This window comes from Acinetobacter pittii ANC 4050, assembly GCF_000399685.1.
GTDB lineage: Bacteria > Pseudomonadota > Gammaproteobacteria > Pseudomonadales > Moraxellaceae > Acinetobacter > Acinetobacter pittii_E.
Window position 1 is genome coordinate 492,879 of record NZ_KB976987.1, and the last position, 17,642, is coordinate 510,520.

General features: G+C 38.9%; 17 protein-coding genes. 5 read left to right on the plus strand and 12 right to left on the minus strand.

The features are described from left to right. The first annotated feature begins 102 nt into the window (after window positions 1-102). From F931_RS06260 to F931_RS06275, 4 genes are read left to right on the plus strand one after another with little or no spacing between them, the layout of a single operon-like run. Entirely contained in the window at window positions 103-1,653 is a 1,551-nt protein-coding gene (locus F931_RS06260) for a circularly permuted type 2 ATP-grasp protein (RefSeq protein ID WP_016140554.1), read from the plus strand. A gap of 22 nt (window positions 1,654-1,675) precedes the next feature. Further along, window positions 1,676-2,272, plus strand: coding sequence for an alpha-E domain-containing protein (locus F931_RS06265; protein ID WP_016140555.1), 597 nt, complete (start codon window positions 1,676-1,678; stop codon window positions 2,270-2,272). Between the two features lie 2 nt (window positions 2,273-2,274). Beyond that, window positions 2,275-3,054 (plus strand): transglutaminase family protein, encoded by a 780-nt coding sequence (locus F931_RS06270; protein WP_016140556.1) that lies wholly within the window; start codon window positions 2,275-2,277, stop codon window positions 3,052-3,054. A 16-nt stretch (window positions 3,055-3,070) separates the two neighbouring features. Next, window positions 3,071-3,805, plus strand: coding sequence for a proteasome-type protease (locus F931_RS06275; RefSeq protein WP_016140557.1), 735 nt, complete (start codon window positions 3,071-3,073; stop codon window positions 3,803-3,805). Window positions 3,806-3,865: 60 nt separating this feature from the next. Here the strand turns inward: F931_RS06275 and alr are convergent, their stop codons facing one another. The 12 genes from alr to ppsA all read right to left on the minus strand — a co-directional run bounded on the left by alr (window position 3,866) and on the right by ppsA (window position 16,286). After that, a complete protein-coding gene (alr, locus tag F931_RS06280; protein ID WP_025470273.1) occupies window positions 3,866-4,936 on the minus strand; it encodes an alanine racemase in 1,071 nt (356 codons plus the stop codon). 32 nt (window positions 4,937-4,968) lie between these two features. Next, window positions 4,969-6,414, minus strand: coding sequence for a replicative DNA helicase (gene dnaB / locus F931_RS06285; protein ID WP_016140559.1), 1,446 nt, complete (start codon window positions 6,412-6,414; stop codon window positions 4,969-4,971). Between the two features lie 198 nt (window positions 6,415-6,612). Further along, window positions 6,613-7,059 (minus strand): 50S ribosomal protein L9, encoded by a 447-nt coding sequence (rplI, locus tag F931_RS06290; protein WP_000382591.1) that lies wholly within the window; start codon window positions 7,057-7,059, stop codon window positions 6,613-6,615. A gap of 8 nt (window positions 7,060-7,067) precedes the next feature. Then, on the minus strand, window positions 7,068-7,295 hold the full coding sequence (rpsR, locus tag F931_RS06295) for a 30S ribosomal protein S18 (protein WP_000090661.1): 228 nt from the start codon (window positions 7,293-7,295) through the stop codon (window positions 7,068-7,070). 11 nt (window positions 7,296-7,306) lie between these two features. Then, window positions 7,307-7,690: a 30S ribosomal protein S6 gene (rpsF, locus tag F931_RS06300; RefSeq protein ID WP_002119610.1), complete on the minus strand. Its 384-nt coding sequence runs from the start codon at window positions 7,688-7,690 to the stop codon at window positions 7,307-7,309. A 181-nt stretch (window positions 7,691-7,871) separates the two neighbouring features. Next, the gene (cyoE, locus tag F931_RS06305) at window positions 7,872-8,750 is read right to left on the minus strand and encodes a heme o synthase (RefSeq protein WP_016140560.1); all 879 of its coding nucleotides are present in this window, start codon (window positions 8,748-8,750) and stop codon (window positions 7,872-7,874) included. A 10-nt stretch (window positions 8,751-8,760) separates the two neighbouring features. Continuing rightward, window positions 8,761-9,090, minus strand: a complete 330-nt coding sequence (gene cyoD, locus F931_RS06310; protein WP_016140561.1) for a cytochrome o ubiquinol oxidase subunit IV — start codon at window positions 9,088-9,090, stop codon at window positions 8,761-8,763. Continuing rightward, window positions 9,090-9,710, minus strand: a complete 621-nt coding sequence (cyoC, locus tag F931_RS06315; RefSeq protein WP_016140562.1) for a cytochrome o ubiquinol oxidase subunit III — start codon at window positions 9,708-9,710, stop codon at window positions 9,090-9,092. Before cyoC ends, cyoD begins: the two co-directional genes overlap by 1 nt. 4 nt (window positions 9,711-9,714) lie before the next feature. Next, window positions 9,715-11,706 (minus strand): cytochrome o ubiquinol oxidase subunit I, encoded by a 1,992-nt coding sequence (gene cyoB / locus F931_RS06320; protein WP_016140563.1) that lies wholly within the window; start codon window positions 11,704-11,706, stop codon window positions 9,715-9,717. Window positions 11,707-11,709: 3 nt separating this feature from the next. Next, the gene (gene cyoA, locus F931_RS06325; protein WP_016140564.1) at window positions 11,710-12,762 is read right to left on the minus strand and encodes a ubiquinol oxidase subunit II; all 1,053 of its coding nucleotides are present in this window, start codon (window positions 12,760-12,762) and stop codon (window positions 11,710-11,712) included. A gap of 316 nt (window positions 12,763-13,078) precedes the next feature. Then, entirely contained in the window at window positions 13,079-13,834 is a 756-nt protein-coding gene (locus tag F931_RS06330; protein ID WP_016140565.1) for an RDD family protein, read from the minus strand. 64 nt (window positions 13,835-13,898) lie between these two features. Then, complete coding sequence (gene ppsA, locus F931_RS06335) at window positions 13,899-16,286, minus strand: phosphoenolpyruvate synthase (RefSeq protein WP_171067911.1); 2,388 nt, start codon at window positions 16,284-16,286, stop codon at window positions 13,899-13,901. 147 nt (window positions 16,287-16,433) lie between these two features. On the opposite strand from ppsA, the gene F931_RS06340 reads away from it, so the two are divergent. Next, on the plus strand, window positions 16,434-17,270 hold the full coding sequence (locus tag F931_RS06340) for a posphoenolpyruvate synthetase regulatory kinase/phosphorylase PpsR (protein WP_002119749.1): 837 nt from the start codon (window positions 16,434-16,436) through the stop codon (window positions 17,268-17,270). The last annotated feature ends 372 nt before the right edge of the window (window positions 17,271-17,642 follow it).

Genomic DNA, 17,642 nt, shown 5'->3' on the forward strand with positions numbered 1-17,642 from the left:
AAGTTATAACAATGATGCCGTAAAAGTATTACAGATATATAAGTGGCACTGAAATTGCTTATTTAAAAATGAAATATAGATAAATGATAAGACGAGGTGGTTATGTCAGAACAAGAGCATGAATTACATCTAGATAACGATTTTTTTATACAAGAGCAGACAACAACGGCACTTATTAACCCAACCTCTTTTTTAGAACATATTTCTGTGCAAACCAATCTCTTTGAACAACTAAAATCACAGTTCTTTAACGAGATGCTTGATGATGTAACATCGAATGGTGCAGCTTCTAAAAAAATTGAACAATGGTTGAGTATCCGCACTTTAGATGAGTTAAAAGAGCTAAATGCTCAGGCGAAGCAGCATTTTCTTTATCAAGGGATTACCTTTAATGTTTATGGCGATAAAGAAGGAACAGAGCGCACCATACCTTTCGATTTAATTCCAAGAGTAATCGAGAAAAAGCAATGGGAAAAAATTGCCTCGGGCTGTGCGCAGCGTGTTAAAGCATTAAATTATTTCCTAGATGATATTTATCATGGACAACATATTTTAAAAGAACAAATCATTCCCGAAGAACAAATTATGGGAAATGATGCTTTCCAGCCTCATATGCTTAAGCATTCTTTAAAGGGAAAAATTTATTCACAAATTAGTGGTATTGATATTATCCGCGATGGTGAGGGAGAGTTTTTTGTATTGGAGGATAATTTAAGAACACCTTCTGGCGTATCTTACATGATTGAAAGCCGAAACATTAGCCAGAAATTAATGCCTGAGCTATGTACAGCCAATAATTTACAGGGGATTGAGCATTATCCAAAACTTTTAAAAGAGATATTGCAAGAAAATTCTTCCGCGGACCAACCTTTTGTCGTGGTACTAACACCAGGGCGTTTTAACAGTGCTTATTATGAGCACGCTTTTCTAGCGCGTGAAATGGATGTGCCATTGGTTACAAATCGAGATTTATTTGTAGAAAATGATCAAGTATTTGTCAAAACTATTCGTGGACGTCAAAAAGTAGACGTAATTTATCGCCGTTTAGATGACGATTTTCTAGATCCTTTAGCATTTCGACCCGACAGTGCTTTAGGAGTAGCTGGTCTTATGTCTGCTTATTTGCAGAAAAATGTGGTGATTGCAAATGCACCTGGAACAGGTGTGGCAGATGATAAATCTATTTACCCTTATGTAGACCAAATGATTCAATATTATTTGGATGAAACACCAATTCTAAAAAATGTACCTACTTATCAGTGCCGTAAAGAAGAACACTTAGACTATGTACTCTCTAATCTGGATCAATTAGTCGTTAAGGAAGCACAAGGTTCAGGTGGATATGGCATGTTGATCGGGCCTAAAGCAAGCTCATGCGAAATTGATGAATTTAGAAAAAAATTAATAGCTATGCCTCATATGTACATTGCACAACCTACTTTGGCTTTATCTGTTGCTCCAACTTTAACGACGGGAGGAGTAGCTGAGCGTCATATTGATTTGCGTCCGTTCGTGTTGAGTTCACCTTATCGTACAGAGATTGTACCTGGTGGTTTAACACGCGTGGCCATGCAAGCTGGCTCTTTGGTCGTAAATTCATCTCAAGGTGGCGGTATAAAAGATACATGGGTTGTCGAAACATTACATTCCTGATTGTGGGTTAAAGAGGAACTTTATGGTTTTACTCAATTCGAGTGCGCATCAAATATATTGGTTGGGTCGATATTTGATGCGAGTTAAATTTGCAGCCTCTCATTTACCCTTTATAGAAGATGAGAAAGCAACAAAATTTGCAGCAGCGTTTGGTTTAGCTATAGAAAATGCTGAATTACTAAATCACTATATGTTAGACAAGAAGCAAACATTTTCATTACTGAACCAGCTCATTATTGCTAAAGATAATATTCAGGAACTAAGAGGGATTTTGTCGGCACATGCTTATGCAGAATTAAATAATGTGATTAATACGCTTCAACCTCAACCTGATGCATTGAAAAAAGCTGTTGAACACTGCACTCAAATACTAGAAGCGGAACATGAAGATATTTATTTATTTTTGTATTTAGGCCAAAAAATAGAGCAATTTGATATAAAACTGCGTTTTGGACAAGATTTATTAGCTCTCGTATCAGAGCTAGATGTTGTGGTGCGACAGCTTGCTCATTTGAATTGGGAAAATATAGATGAAAATTGGCAAGTATTAAAGCAACAACTCACTTGGGACGCTTATTATACTTTTACACAGCAGTTGGAAAATATGTTTGAGGGCTGATTATGAAATTGATGGTTAATCATCAAACGCATTATAGCTATACTGAAACTGCTCGAAATAGCATTCAGTATATTAAAATGATGCCTCAAACATCGGCTCATCAGCATGTTATGAATTGGGCAATTAGTGTGCCGGGCGATAAAACCATCAAAAGAGATACATTTAATAATGTATGGATGACGGCTAGTCAGCGTTATTCATACCAACATCTAACCTTCATGGCTCAAGGAATTGTTGAGCTTCAAAACGTGGAAATGGGCTGTGCAAATCTCTCTACACCTGCTAATTTGTTTTTGCAAATGACAGGTACAACCCGATGTGATGCGGAAATGTTGGACTTTGCAAAAAATATTGTGGTGACTAAAGACCGACAACATATTGCATTATTAAGTGAATATATCTTACAGAAAATACTTTATCAGCCTGAAAGTACTTCGGTTCAGACAACTGCGATCGAAGCATTTCATGCTGGACAAGGTGTATGCCAAGATCATGCGCACATTTTAATTGCAATGTGCCGTGCGTTACAATTACCTGCACGTTACGTCTCGGGTTATCTATTTGATCAAAACTATCCGCACCTTGCCAGTCACGCTTGGGCGGAAGTATTTTTAGAAAATCAGTGGTATTGTTTTGATGTAAGCAATCAGTTGTTTACACCCAAACATCATATTTACCTTGCTGTAGGACGTGACTATCTCGATGTAGCACCTATTCGTGGTGTAAGAGAGCAAGGTGGAGTTGAGAACATGATGTCTGTGGTTCAAGTGTTGGCATGTTGAATGTAAAGAGAATGAAATGACCTATTGTTGTGCGCTAAGATTGGAACAGGGTTTAGTGTTTATCAGTGACACAAGAACTAATGCAGGGGTTGATCATATTTCTGTGTTCCGAAAATTGCATACTTTCGGCGTTACCGGAGAGCGCTTTATGGCGTTGCAAACAGCAGGCAACTTAGCAACAACGCAAGCTGTTATAGGTCATTTGCAAAATGCGCTTACTTTGCAACAAGAGCCTAATTTGTATAGTGTTAATACAATGTTTGAGGCAGCCGAACTGATAGGGAAAACTTTAAAAGCTGTTTTAGAGGATATTAGTTCAGACACTCAAGAACAAATGAATTACGCCTGTAGTATTTTGGTCGGTGGTCAGATTAAAGGTGGTGACATGCAGCTTTATAATGTCTATCCACAAGGCAATTTTATTTGTGCGACGACAGATACGCCTTATTTTCAAATTGGTGAAAGTAAATACGGCAAACCGATTCTAGACCGAGCTTTATATTATGCAATGCCATTAGATGATGCATTACGTTGTAGCCTGATTTCTTTTGACTCAACTTTACGCTCAAATGTTTCTGTTGGCTTACCACTTGATGCATTGATTTATAAGAAAGATAGTTTTGTTATTCCGATGGGAAAACGAATTACAGAAGATGATCCTTATTTTTCACAAATTAGTCGGCAATGGTCAGATACTCTACGTCGCGGCTTACAAGAAATGCCAAAACCAACAGATGATTACTGGCGATAAAATATTGAATATTTAAATAAAAAAATCCAAGCAAGCTTGGATTTTTTTATATTTTATTATTTAACTGCTTTTACGAGTAGGGCGATTACTTAGGCGGCAGAGTAATTCATATCCTATCGTTCCGTTTGCATCCGCAACATCATCAACGAGGCGGTGGGGACCCCAAAGTTCAACTGGAGTACCTAATTTCACTTGCAGACCTGTTACGTCAATTGCAAGCATATCCATACTCACTCGTCCTACAACTGCGCAGAGCTGTTTATCAATAGCGACATAGTTTTGTTTAACATAAGCGCGTGGATAACCATCACCATATCCTATAGAAACAATGGCGATATCCATGGCTTGCGTTGCGCAGAAAGTAGAACCATAACCGACATGTTCATCAGGTTGAATATGGTTTAGGGCAATGACTTCTGCTGAAAAAGTCATTACTGGTTTTAAGTCAAGATCATGGACTGTTTGATCTGCAAAAGGTGAGGCGCCGTAAAGCATGATACCCGGACGAACATAATCAAAATGTAATTCTGGCCATTTATAAATAGCAGCTGAGTTACAGCAAGATGCTAAAACAGGATCACAAGCTTGTTTAAGTTGTAAAAATTGTTGTTTTTGTTGCTCGTTCAGTGGATGGTCTACATCTGCATTTGCGAAATGCATTGCAAGCACACAAGTAAATCCTTCAGATTTTAAAGTTTTAATAACTTCAATGATTTCTGGATTTTTAAAACCTAGACGGTTCATGCCGCTGTTAAGCTTAACCCAAACTTTTAAACCTTGGGTAATGTAGGCTTGTTTGTGTTTAATTAACCATTCAAATTGTTGTTGATGGTGAATCACACATTCAAATTTTTGTTTAATTGCAATTGGCATTTCATCTTCAGAAAATACCCCTTCAATTAAAGTAACGGGTTGTTGGAATCCGTGTTGACGAATTTCCAAACCTTCTTGTAGGCAGGCTACACCAAAGGCATCTGAGGCATTTAAGGCTGCTAAACAGTCTTTGATTCCATGTCCATAAGCATTAGCTTTCACCATACTTACAATTTTTGAATGTGTTGCGAGTTGTTTGACACGGTTTAAATTATATTGAAGTGCATTGCGATCAATATAAACTGTTGCTTGGCGCACCCTCATTTACTCCTTTGGGCTAGAGATAGAGTTTATTCTTCATCATCATATTGGCTGTAATACTCAGGAGAGAGATTACTAAATCGAGTATATTGACCTTCAAAAGCAAGACGAACTGAACCAATTGGACCGTTACGCTGCTTACCAATAATAATTTCTGCAGTGCCGGCTTCTTTCGACTCTTTGTTATAAACCTCATCACGGTAAATAAACATAATTAAGTCGGCATCCTGCTCGATCGCACCGGATTCACGTAAGTCGGACATTACAGGGCGTTTATTTGGACGGTTTTCCAGACTTCGGTTAAGCTGGGAAAGTGCGATAACAGGACATTGCATTTCTTTCGCTAGTGCTTTTAAGCTGCGAGAAATTTCTGAAATCTCGCCTACACGGTTATCACCCATACCTGGAACTTTCATAAGCTGCAAGTAATCGACCATGATGCAACCAATTTTACCATCATGCATTTTTGCAACGCGGCGGGCACGGGCACGGAGTTCAGTTGGAGGCAGAGCAGATGAGTCATCAATATATAAATGCATTTGTTGAAGCTGCAAAATTGTACCAGTTACCTTGGTCCATTCATCTGCATCTAAATTCCCCGAACGTAAATGTCCTTGATGAACTTTACCCATTGCAGAAATAAGACGCATCGCAATCGAGTCTGCTGGCATCTCCATAGAGAATACCAGAGCGGGTAGCTTGTTATATTGCAAAACACTTTCAACCAAATTCATGGCAAAGGTAGTCTTACCCATCGATGGACGTGCAGCCACAATAATTAAATCACCAGGTTGCATACCCGATGTTTTATTATCAAGTTCTAAGAAACCTGTAGTTAAACCTGTAATGTTGCCGTCTAATTTTGAAAGCTCGTCTAGCTTACTAATAACGTCTGCCGTAACAGAACTAATAGATTTAGGGCCTGCATCTTTTTTATTATTATTGTGTTGTTCTGCTAAAGAGAAAATACTCGTTTCAGCTAAGTCTAAAATTTCACTAACACCACGACCTTTTGTGTCATAAGCATTTTGTAAGATTTCAGTACTAACTTTAATCATACTGCGTAGGGTAGAAAATTCTTTAATTTTAGTGGCATAGGTTTCTAAGTTGTAGAAACTTGATGGTGAATCAGCCATGAGCTGCATTAAATATTCTTCGCCACCAATAGCATCAAGTAAATTTTGTTTTAGAAGCCAGTCACTTACTAAGACAGCATCATAAGGTGAGTTTTCCTGTGCTAATTTCTCGATTGCACGAAAAATATATTTATGACGAGTCGCGTAAAAATCATTTTCTTTTAGTACATCGTTGACTTGCTCAAAAGATTCAGCAACTGTCATCAAAGCAGCCAGAACAGCTTGCTCAATGGCTAAATTGTGTGGGGGAGTGCGAAACTCTTTAAGTTGGCCTGATTCACTCGTTTTATTTTCTATTGGAGATGAAAGCGCTAAAGAAGTGGCATTCGCCTGAGACATAATTAGACCTGATGATAAAGAAGGGTGTACACAACGGGGCTGTAAAGCCGAGAACTATCTTAAAACAAAATTAAATAAACTACCTAATTAAAAAACCAATTAAACTGAAGAACTGATCAGGAATTAATATATCTTATTTTAAAATTTGAAACATAAAAAAAGAGCATGCAAAAGCATGCTCTTTTTTTTGATGAGAAATTACTCAGATACGATAGTAACGAGAACTTCTGCAACAACATCATGGTGCAATTGAATTGCGATGTTGAATTCACCAGTGTGACGAAGCGCGCCATTTGGTAAACGAACTTCTGCACGGTCAACTGTAAGACCAGCATTCGTTAATGCGTCAGCGATGTCACGAGTACCGATAGAACCGAACAGTTTACCTTCGTCACCAGCTTTAGCAGTGATAACGATGTTAACTTCGTTCAATTGTTCAGCACGTGCTTGAGCAGCAGCTAAAACTTCAGCTTCTTGCTTCTCAAGTTCAGCACGACGAGCTTCAAAAGCAGCAGTGTTAGCTTCAGTAGCTGCAACTGCTTTACCTTGAGGGATAAGGAAGTTACGGCCGTAACCAGCTTTAACTGATACTTTATCGCCTAATTTACCAAGGTTCTTAATGCGTTGTAATAAGATAACGTCCACAGATCACCTCACTTATGGTTGTCAGTGTACGGAATCAAAGACAAATAGCGAGCTTGTTTGATAGCAAGTGCTAATTGACGTTGATAACGAGCTTTAGTACCAGTGATACGGCTAGGAACAATCTTGCCGTTTTCAGTGATGTACTGTTTTAAAGTGTCGATATCTTTGTAGTCGATGTACGCAACATTCTCAGCTGTAAAGCGGCAGAACTTGCGACGACGGTAAAAACGTGCCATTGATGTTCTCCTTATTCAGCTTCTTGAGCAACTTGCTGTGCTTCTTCGCGTTGAGCTTTACGCGCACGCTTTTCTTCAGCACTCTTAGCAAGCAATGACTCTTCAGTGATTGCGTGTTCACGACGGATGATAAGGTTACGAATGATCGCGTCGTTATAACGGAATAATTCTTCTAACTCATCAAGCGTAGTTTGACCACATTCAACATTCATAAGAATGTAGTGCGCTTTATGAATTTTGTTAATTGGGTAAGCCAATTGACGACGGCCCCAATCTTCTAAACGGTGAATTTGACCTTCAGCTTCTTTGATCTGAGAGATATAGCGTTCAACCATACCTACAACTTGATCGCTTTGGTCTGGGTGTACCAAAAGTACGATTTCGTAATGACGCATTGTCAGCTCCTTACGGTTTAAACAGCCCCTAATAAAAAAATTAGAAGCAAGGAGTCATAACTTAATAAGTTATGTCGCAAAAATTGCGAAGGCTGAATTATAGGTAAAAGTTCGACTAAAAACAAATCTTTTGATCAGAAAAGTAAAACTTCTTTACTATAAAGAGGAAATCCTCTCTTGTTTAAAAGAGAGGAAGATTTGGAGCAGGGGATTGATAGGTAAAGCTAAAACTCAAACTTAACAGGGTAATTAATATGACCGAGTAGAGGAAAAAGCGTTTAGCCCAAAGTTGATCATTTTCGGCTTTAAATCCAATAACTGATAAATATAACCAATATGCTGTTAAAGCATTAAAGGTAATTAAAAAGAATACATTGGTATAGCCAAAACAATATAACCCATTCAAAACAGCTGCAAACAATAGGATATAAATGACACATTCAATTTTCGTACGATAAATAGAACGTGCTACAGGCAAAATTGGAATTCCCGCATTTTTGTAATCATCAAAACGATAAATTGCAATTGCCCAAGAGTGAGGCATTTGCCATAAAGCGTATGCTAAAAACAAAAGCAAGGCTGCCACATCAAATTGATGAGTTACTGCGGTATAACCAATAACAGGAGGGCTCGCTCCGGAGATGCTACCAATGACGGTTTGATGGATTGAGGTGCGTTTGGTCCACAAACTATAAAAACCGACATAGACAATGAAACCAATCATTGCAAACAAAAATGCATAACCATTTACGCCGAACCATAAAATGCTAAAACCAATTACTCCAAGCACTAACGCATATATCAGTGCAACAGTAGGAGAGATTGTTTTTTTAACAAGTGCGCGGTTTTGGGTACGCTGCATCTTTGTGTCAATATCTTGATCTATAACATTATTAACCACACAACCAGAGGCCACAACTAAAGTTGTTCCAATTAGGGTAAGAAGTAATAATGAGATGTCTATAGAGCCTTGGGCGGCTAAGAAAAAGCCGCCCAAGGTGGTAATGAAATTACCGAAGAGAATTCCTGGTTTAGTCAGGAATAGATATTTTTTCAACATGACAATCAGTTTAGATCATCATATTGTAGTGAAGGTAATTCATAATCCACACAGAACCGATTAAAAGTACAGCGATACATAGGATTGTGTAGATAAATGCAATCATATTCCAACGTTGTTCAGATGATGTATTCATGTGTAAGAAGTACACAAGTTGTACAAGAACCTGAGCAACCGCAGTGATCGCAATCACAGTAACTAAAAGACCACGACTGAAACCACCCATCATCACCATCCCGAACGGGATGATGGTGAGGATAACAGAAAGGATAAATCCAACAGTGTATTGCTTAAAGTTACCGTGTGACGCACCAGCAGCATTATGCTCATGACTACTCATTAGAGAACTCCCAGTAAGTAAACGACGCTGAATACACAGATCCAAACGATGTCAAGGAAGTGCCAGAACAAGCTTAAGCAAGCAAGACGACGTGTATTCGGTAAAGTCAAACCTTTAGTTTTGATTTGATACATTAATACAAGCATCCATACTAAACCAGAAGTTACGTGGATACCGTGTGTACCAACCAAAGTAAAGAACGATGATAAGAATGCACTGTGAGTTGGACCATGACCTTCTTCTACAAGGTGATGGAATTCATAGAGTTCCATACCGATGAAGGTCGCACCAAAAAGGAATGTAATAAATAACCAAGTGATCACTTGATTTACATTCTTTTTATAAGATGCAAGTACAGCAAAACCGAAAGTTACCGATGAAATCAATAAGGCAAATGTTTCAGTTAACACGTAGCCTAATGACTCATGGAATAGGTCATATGCACTTGGAGTCCCTGCTGGAACATGACTGCTTAATACAGCGAACGCAATGAAGAGTGATCCGAAAAGAATCAAGTCACTCATCAAGTATGTCCAGAAACCAAAAACCGTTAAATCAGTATCATCATGTTCATGATGACCGTCATGGCCGTGGTTGTCGTGATGAAGTACTTCAGCCATTTCCTTAGTCCTTCTTCAAGTGTTTTTCAAGTAAAGCATAGCGTTCGTTTTCAATACGCTCAACTTCAGCAGCTGGAACATAGTAATCAACATTCTTAGTGAATGAGCTTACGATCAAGCTAACAACAGCCGAAACGAATGAAACAACAACGAGCCACCAAATATGCCAGATGAGTGCAAAGCCAAGAAGCGTAATGAACATTGCAATGACAAAACCAGCAGCACGATCAGTCGGCATGTGGATGTCTTCATATTTAGTGTTACGTGCGTATGCTACACCGTTTTCTTTGTCAGTCCAGAAACGGTCGATACCGCTTGCATCTGGTTCATGCGCAAAGTTATAGAACGGAGCAGGAGAAGAGGTTGCCCACTCAAGCGTACGAGCATCCCATGGATCGCCTGTAAGGTCCATGTTCTCTTTACGTTGTAAGAAACCAACGATGATTTGCATTAGGAAACATGCAATACCAATTGCAACAAGAACAGCACCAAATAATGCAATTGCGAGGTACGGATCCCACTCAGGGTTGTCATATGTATTCAAACGACGAGTCATACCCATGAAACCAAGGATATAAAGTGGCATGAATGCAAAATAGAAACCGAAGAACCAGAACCAGAACGCAGCTTTACCCCATGCTTCATTGAGCTTCCAACCAAACATTTTTGGCCAGTAGTAAATGATGCCGGCAAACATACCAAACACCACACCACCGATAATTACGTTATGGAAGTGAGCAATCAAGAATAATGAGTTGTGTACCAAGAAGTCCGCAGGTGGAACAGCCATAAGTACACCAGTTAAACCACCGATACCGAATGTTACAAGGAAGCCAAGCGTCCATAACATTGGAGTAGTAAAGGTGATGCGACCTTTATACATGGTGAATAACCAAGAGAAGATTTTCACACCAGTAGGAATCGCAATAACCATGGTCATGATACCAAAGAACGCGTTAACGTTCGCACCAGCACCCATGGTGAAGAAGTGGTGAAGCCATACAACGAACGCAAGAACAGTAATCGCGATAGTTGCATACACCATAGACTTGTAACCGAACAACGCTTTACGAGAGAAGGTTGCAACGATTTCTGAGTATAGACCAAATGCTGGTAATACCAAGATATATACTTCAGGGTGACCCCATGTCCAGATCAAGTTCACATAAAGCATTGGGCTACCGCCAAGCTCATTTGTGAAGAAATGGAAGCCGAAGTAACGGTCAAGAGTAAGCATTGCAAGAGTACCTGTTAATACAGGGAACGATGCAATGATTAATACAGCCGTACAAAGTGAAGTCCACGTGAAAATAGGCATGTCCATTAATTTCATGCCAGGTGCACGCATTTTAATGATGGTAACGAAGAAGTTAACACCAGATAAAAGCGTACCTAGACCAGAAACCTGAAGTGCCCAGATATAGTAGTCAACACCTACACCAGGAGAATATTGAATGCCAGATAGAGGAGGGTAAGCCATCCAACCAGTCGCAGCAAATTCACCTAATACAAGTGAAAGCATCATTAAACCAGCAGCACCAGCGAATAACCAGAAGCTTAAAGAGTTTAATAATGGGAAAGCAACGTCGCGAGCACCAATCTGTAAAGGTACAGAGATGTTCATCATACCTACAACGAGACCCATTGCTACGAAGAAGATCATGATTACACCGTGTGCGGTGAAGATCTGGTCGTAATGGTCAGGATGTAGATAACCTTCGCCGCCACCTTTAGCGAGGAAAAGTTGTAAACGCATCATGATCGCATCAGCGAAACCACGCAGAAGCATGACAACAGATACGATGATATACATGATACCAATCTTTTTGTGGTCTACCGTAATAAACCACTCATTCCACAAATATCCCCATTTTTTAAAATAGGTGATACCGCCAAGCACTGCAATTGCACCAATTGCCATAAGGACCATGGTGACAAGTACGATTGGCTCTGTCGGGATAGAGTCCCAACCCAGTTTACCAAAAATCATATCCATGTCTTATTCCCCTTGAGCAGCGTGTTCAGCTGCAGCATGAGTGTCAGCTGTTGCGTGTTCAGCAGAGTGGTCAACACCATGATAGTTACTCATATAGTGGTTGATAATTGTTTCAAACAATTTTGGTTCAACTGAAGAGTAATAAGTCACAGGGTGTGGCTTAGTCGGGAACGGTTTCATAGCTTCAGCTTTAGCAAGCGCTTCTTGATCACCAGCAGCTTTAGCACGATTTACTAAATGCTCAATCTGATGCTTAGAACGGTCACCATCACGTAAGGTTGCCAATTCAGCTTGGTCAAGCGTAGTTTTTTGAACTGCTTCTGGGTTAATGGTTGAACCATTACCTGCTTTAACCGCTGCTACCCATTCATTGAATTGTTGCTCTGTAACGCTATGCGCCTTGAAACGCATTTGAGAGAAACCGTAACCTGAGTAGTTAGAAGAGAAACCACGATATACACCAGTTTCATTTGCTAACAAATGAAGGTGAGTTTGCATACCTGCCATTGCATAAATCTGGCCGCCTAACTGTGGAATGAAGAATGAGTTCATTGTAAAGTTAGAAGTGATTTTAAAGCTTAACGGAGTTTTTTCAGGGAAACGTACTTCGTTAACTGTTGCAATGTTTTGTTCAGGATAAATAAAGATCCACTTAAACTGTTCAGCAACAACTTGAATAGTCAAAGGTGCTTTATCTGATTCTAAAGGACGGTATGGGTCATACTTGTGGGAACCCCACCAAGTTAACCAAGCTAAAATACCAATAATAATGACAGGGATACCCCATACTACAACTTCAATTGCAGTTGAGTGTGCCCATGTAGGTTTATAGTCTGCATCTTTATTTGACGCGCGATATTTCCAACCAAACCATAATGCCATGATGATTGAAGGAATCACCACAAGTAACATTAAATAGATCGCAGTCATCATAAGGTCACTTTGACCTTGACCAACTGGACCTTTAGAGTTTAGAAGTACCATATCACCACCACACCCAGTCAAAAGTGCGGCAAGCGTTGATAAAGACAATACAGCTAAAATCGTTTGTCTCATTTTACAACCTCGGTGAAGAGTCCCATTCCCTAATTAAATATGGGATAGCGATTAAAGTGTCGCATGATTGAGAACGCTAATTCTAAAATTTAGACTTCTCAATTATATGACACCGCTACGTTGTAGGGCATTATGCCTCATATCGACAAACTAAGCTATACATAAAGTAGGCTGAAATAATTGTTTTAAAACCCGATTTTTTTTGTAGGGTATCTAATTTCAAAAGAGCTTTTATTTAAATATCAACTCTCTATAGAAAAAAGGAGGCGGGGTGCCTCCTCTTTTTTTAGACTTTAAATGAATGAGTCATTCACTATCATTTGATCACTTTTGTTCTTGCAATTTTGTCATGTAAAGCTTGTCGCTTTTGTCCTAATGCAAAAGCGTAGTCAATAATTGTACTGATCGGCATAAACAGTAAGTTTAATATAATAAAAACAATACTTCTTAATAAGAAGATACGAGTTAGATTAACCTTGCTATTGTCCTCAGCATCTACAATTTTAATTCCAACGATTTTCTTACCTATACTTTGCCCAAACTTTGTTAAAAGGATGGCTTGAATTGCAAGCATAATTACGACATAAACAAGCATTGAATGCCAAGCTTCTATCGGAATTAAAGTAAAAAGTTGCTGTTGCAATTCTGCAGCCTTAGTTGATGCAACTTCTGCAGATTGCATTTGTTTTTGCAATTCGAATAATTGCTTATATTGAGCTTCATTAAAGAAAAAAGAAGGAATTGCAGCGATTGGTAACCATAGCAATAAATCAATAATTTTCGCTAAAGCCCGAGCTGGGATAGACGCAAGTTCATGAACTTTAGGTTCTACACGAATTTGACGAATAGTTTCATTAGGTGAAGTATTCGTGTTTATTGGAGGTACAGAATAACCAATAGGTTGATATACAAGTTTACCTTGGGTTAATTCTCCTAAAGCTTTCCATTCTGTCATGCCTTCATGCCAAGCTAAATCAGTTAACAAAATTTGTTGGCTTGCCAACATTTGATTTACTTGTTCTAAAGTATAAGGCCCAGCTTGTTGATTATTACGTGCCAAGTAAATTTGCATAAATAAAAATTCTCTATTCTAAAGATGAAAAAAGACCCACGGATGGGCCTTTTTTTATAACTTATTAGATTTGCTTGATTTTTTCTTCAGCAAGGAAGAACCATGTATCTAAAACTGAGTCTGGGTTAAGAGACACAGATTCAATACCTTGTTCCATTAACCATTTTGCAAGATCTGGATGGTCTGAAGGACCCTGACCACAGATACCTACGTATTTACCTGCTTTACGGCAGGCATGGATTGCCATTGAAAGAAGTGCTTTAACCGCTGCGTCACGTTCATCAAATAAATGTGAAACAATACCTGAGTCACGGTCAAGACCTAATGTTAACTGAGTTAAGTCATTAGAACCGATAGAGAAGCCATCGAAGTGTTCAAGGAATTGTTCGGCCAACAAGGCATTAGTTGGTAATTCACACATCATGATTACTTTTAAGCCATTCTCGCCACGTTTCAAGCCATTTTGTGCAAGTAATTCAATAACGCGTTTTGCTTCAGATACTGTACGTACAAAAGGAATCATGATTTGAATGTTGGTAAGACCCATTTCATCACGAACTTTCTTAAGTGCACGGCATTCTAATTCGAAACAATCACGGAAGTTATCAGATACATAACGGCTAGCACCACGGAAACCGAGCATCGGGTTTTCTTCTTCAGGCTCGTATAACTTACCGCCAATTAAGTTTGCATATTCATTTGACTTGAAGTCAGACATACGAACGATCACTGGCTTGTCACCAAATGCAGCAGCAAGAGTTGCAATACCTTCAACCAATTTTTCAACATAGAAGTCTACAGGTGACGCATAACCTGCAGTACGCGTTAGAACCGCAGCGCGAGTTTCACGAGGTAGGCTGTCAATGTTGAGTAAGGCTTTAGGATGCACACCGATCATACGGTTAATAATGAACTCAAGACGAGCAAGACCAATACCTTCGTTTGGAATTTGAGCAAAGTCAAATGCACGGTCAGGGTTACCTACGTTCATCATAATTTTGAACGAAAGTTTAGGCATAGATTCAATTGAGTTGCGTTGAACTTCGAAATCTAATGCACCTTCGTAAATGAAACCTGTATCACCTTCAGCACAAGAAACAGTTACTTCTTGACCGTCAGTTAATACTTCTGTTGCGTTACCGCAACCAACAATAGCAGGTACACCAAGTTCACGTGCAATAATTGCTGCGTGACATGTACGACCACCACGGTTAGTGATAATTGCAGCAGCACGTTTCATTACCGGTTCCCAGTCAGGATCGGTCATGTCAGATACAAGAACGTCACCTTCTTGAACTTTGTCCATTTCTTTAATTGAGTTAACAATACGGACTTTACCAGAACCAATACGTTGACCAATTGAACGGCCTTCACAAAGAACAGTACCTCTTTGTTTGAGAAGGTAGCGTTCCATAGTGCCTACATTTTGGCGGCTTTTTACAGTTTCAGGACGAGCTTGAACAATATAAATTTGACCATCATCACCGTCTTTTGCCCATTCGATGTCCATTGGCGCACCGTAATGTTTTTCGATGATAAGTGCTTGTTTTGCAAGCTCTTGTAGTTCATGGTCATTTAAAGCGAATTGTTGGCGCTCTTGTTTTTCAACGTCAACAACAACAACAGATTTACCCGCAGAACCTTCTTCACCATAAATCATTTTTTGGTGTTTAGAGCCAAGATTACGGCGTAAAACAGAATGTTTACCAGCATTTAATAATGGCTTAGATAAGTAAAACTCATCAGGGTTAACCGCACCTTGTACAACCATTTCACCTAAACCGTAAGATGCTGTGATAAATACAACATCACGGAAACCAGATTCTGTATCAAGTGTAAACATTACACCCGCAGCGCCAGTTTCAGAACGAACCATGCGTTGTACACCAGCAGACAATGCCACAACGTCATGATCGAAGCCTTGGTGTACACGGTAAGAAATTGCACGGTCATTATATAAAGAAGCGAATACTTCTTTGATCGCAATAAGTACGTTATCAATACCGCGAATATTCAAGAAAGTTTCTTGTTGACCCGCGAAAGATGCATCTGGTAAATCTTCAGCAGTTGCAGATGAACGAACGGCAACCGCTATATCAGGATTGCCGTTAGAAAGTGCTGTAAAAGCGGCGCGAATTTCTTGTTCTAAGGTTGCAGTGAGTGGAGTCTCTACAATCCATTGACGAATTTTAGCGCCTGTTTCTGCAAGAGCATTTACGTCATCAACGTTGAGTTGAGCAAGTTCTGCTTGAATTCGAGCGTTAAGACCACTTTGGTCTAAGAACTCACGATAGGCAGCAGCAGTAGTTGCAAAGCCACCAGGTACCGATACACCAGCATTTGATAAATGGCTGATCATTTCACCCAAAGATGAGTTTTTCCCACCTACGAGTTCGACATCGTGTTTCCCTAATTTTTCTAGACCGATTACGCGCGCTTCCAAAGTTTTCACTCCACTTTTGCAGTATTAATGTCTATCTTGGCATGAAATTATAAAAATAAAGTGCTTAGTTGAGAATTATACTAAGCGACAGTCATGTAAGATCAGTTTACTATAAAGATTATATAGCACTAAGACAAATGTTTAAGGAGAATTTTAATGTCAGAAAGTAAACAGTTTAAGCGGAGTGTTTTTTTTATTTCTGATGGAACTGCAATTACTGCCGAGACCCTTGGACATTCGTTATTAGCTCAATTTCCCAATGTAGATTTTGATATCCATATCATGCCGTATATTACCACTGAAGAGGCGGCAATGGATGTGGTGGTTGAGATTAATCGATGTCAAACCAAAGACGGTTGTCTCCCTTTAGTATTTGATACTTTAGTCGATCCGCATGTACGAGAGATTATTAATACGGCTAAAGCGGTTAATCTGGATGTATTTGAAGGCTTAATTAGTAAACTTGAGCAAGAGCTTGGGACACCACCAACAACATTGGTCGGGCAGACCCATGCGGTAACCGATTCTGAATACTATAAAGCCCGTATTGATGCTGTTCATTTTGCGCTTGATAATGATGATGGGGCACGTACTCGTCATTATGATAAAGCGGATTTAATCTTAATTGGAGTTTCCCGCTCGGGTAAAACGCCGACTTCTATTTACTTATCTCTTCAATTCGGGATTCGTGTTGCAAACTACCCATTAACTGAAGAAGATTTGGACGACAACCGTTTACCAGCAGTATTAAGAGCTCATCGTAGTAAGCTATTTGGTTTAATGATCGATGCTGAACGTTTAGTTGCGATTCGTAGTGAGCGTAAAGCGAATAGCCGTTATGCGAGTTTTAGCCAATGCCAAATGGAGCTTAGAGCAATTGAAGGGATTTATATTTCAGAAGGTATTAAATATTTAAACGTGACCGAAATGTCAATTGAAGAGATTTCAACACGTATTTTACAAATGACGGGATTAAAACGTCGTATTGGTTAATTTAATCAAGTGCTTAGTTTAACCATTCAATTTTTTATATTAATTTATAGATAAGTTGAATGGTTTTTTAATATCTATCATAGTAAAAAATAAAAGTTTTATATATAAAACCAAATATTATTAAATGGTTTTTATTGGTTATAAGCCCGTAGTCGTTTTGAAACTCATTCGTAAATTTAAACAATATTATTGAAAAGAAATGTATGTTTTTTATAGCGCTACAAAATAGTAATTATTTATTTTTTCTAAATATTTTTAGAAAGCATCCATAAAAAATCCATAATTCAAAAAATGTTAAATAGATCACACTTTTTTAGTGTTATGTGATTGTGTTTTGATTTTAATTATACTTTCCCACCTCGATATGGGACT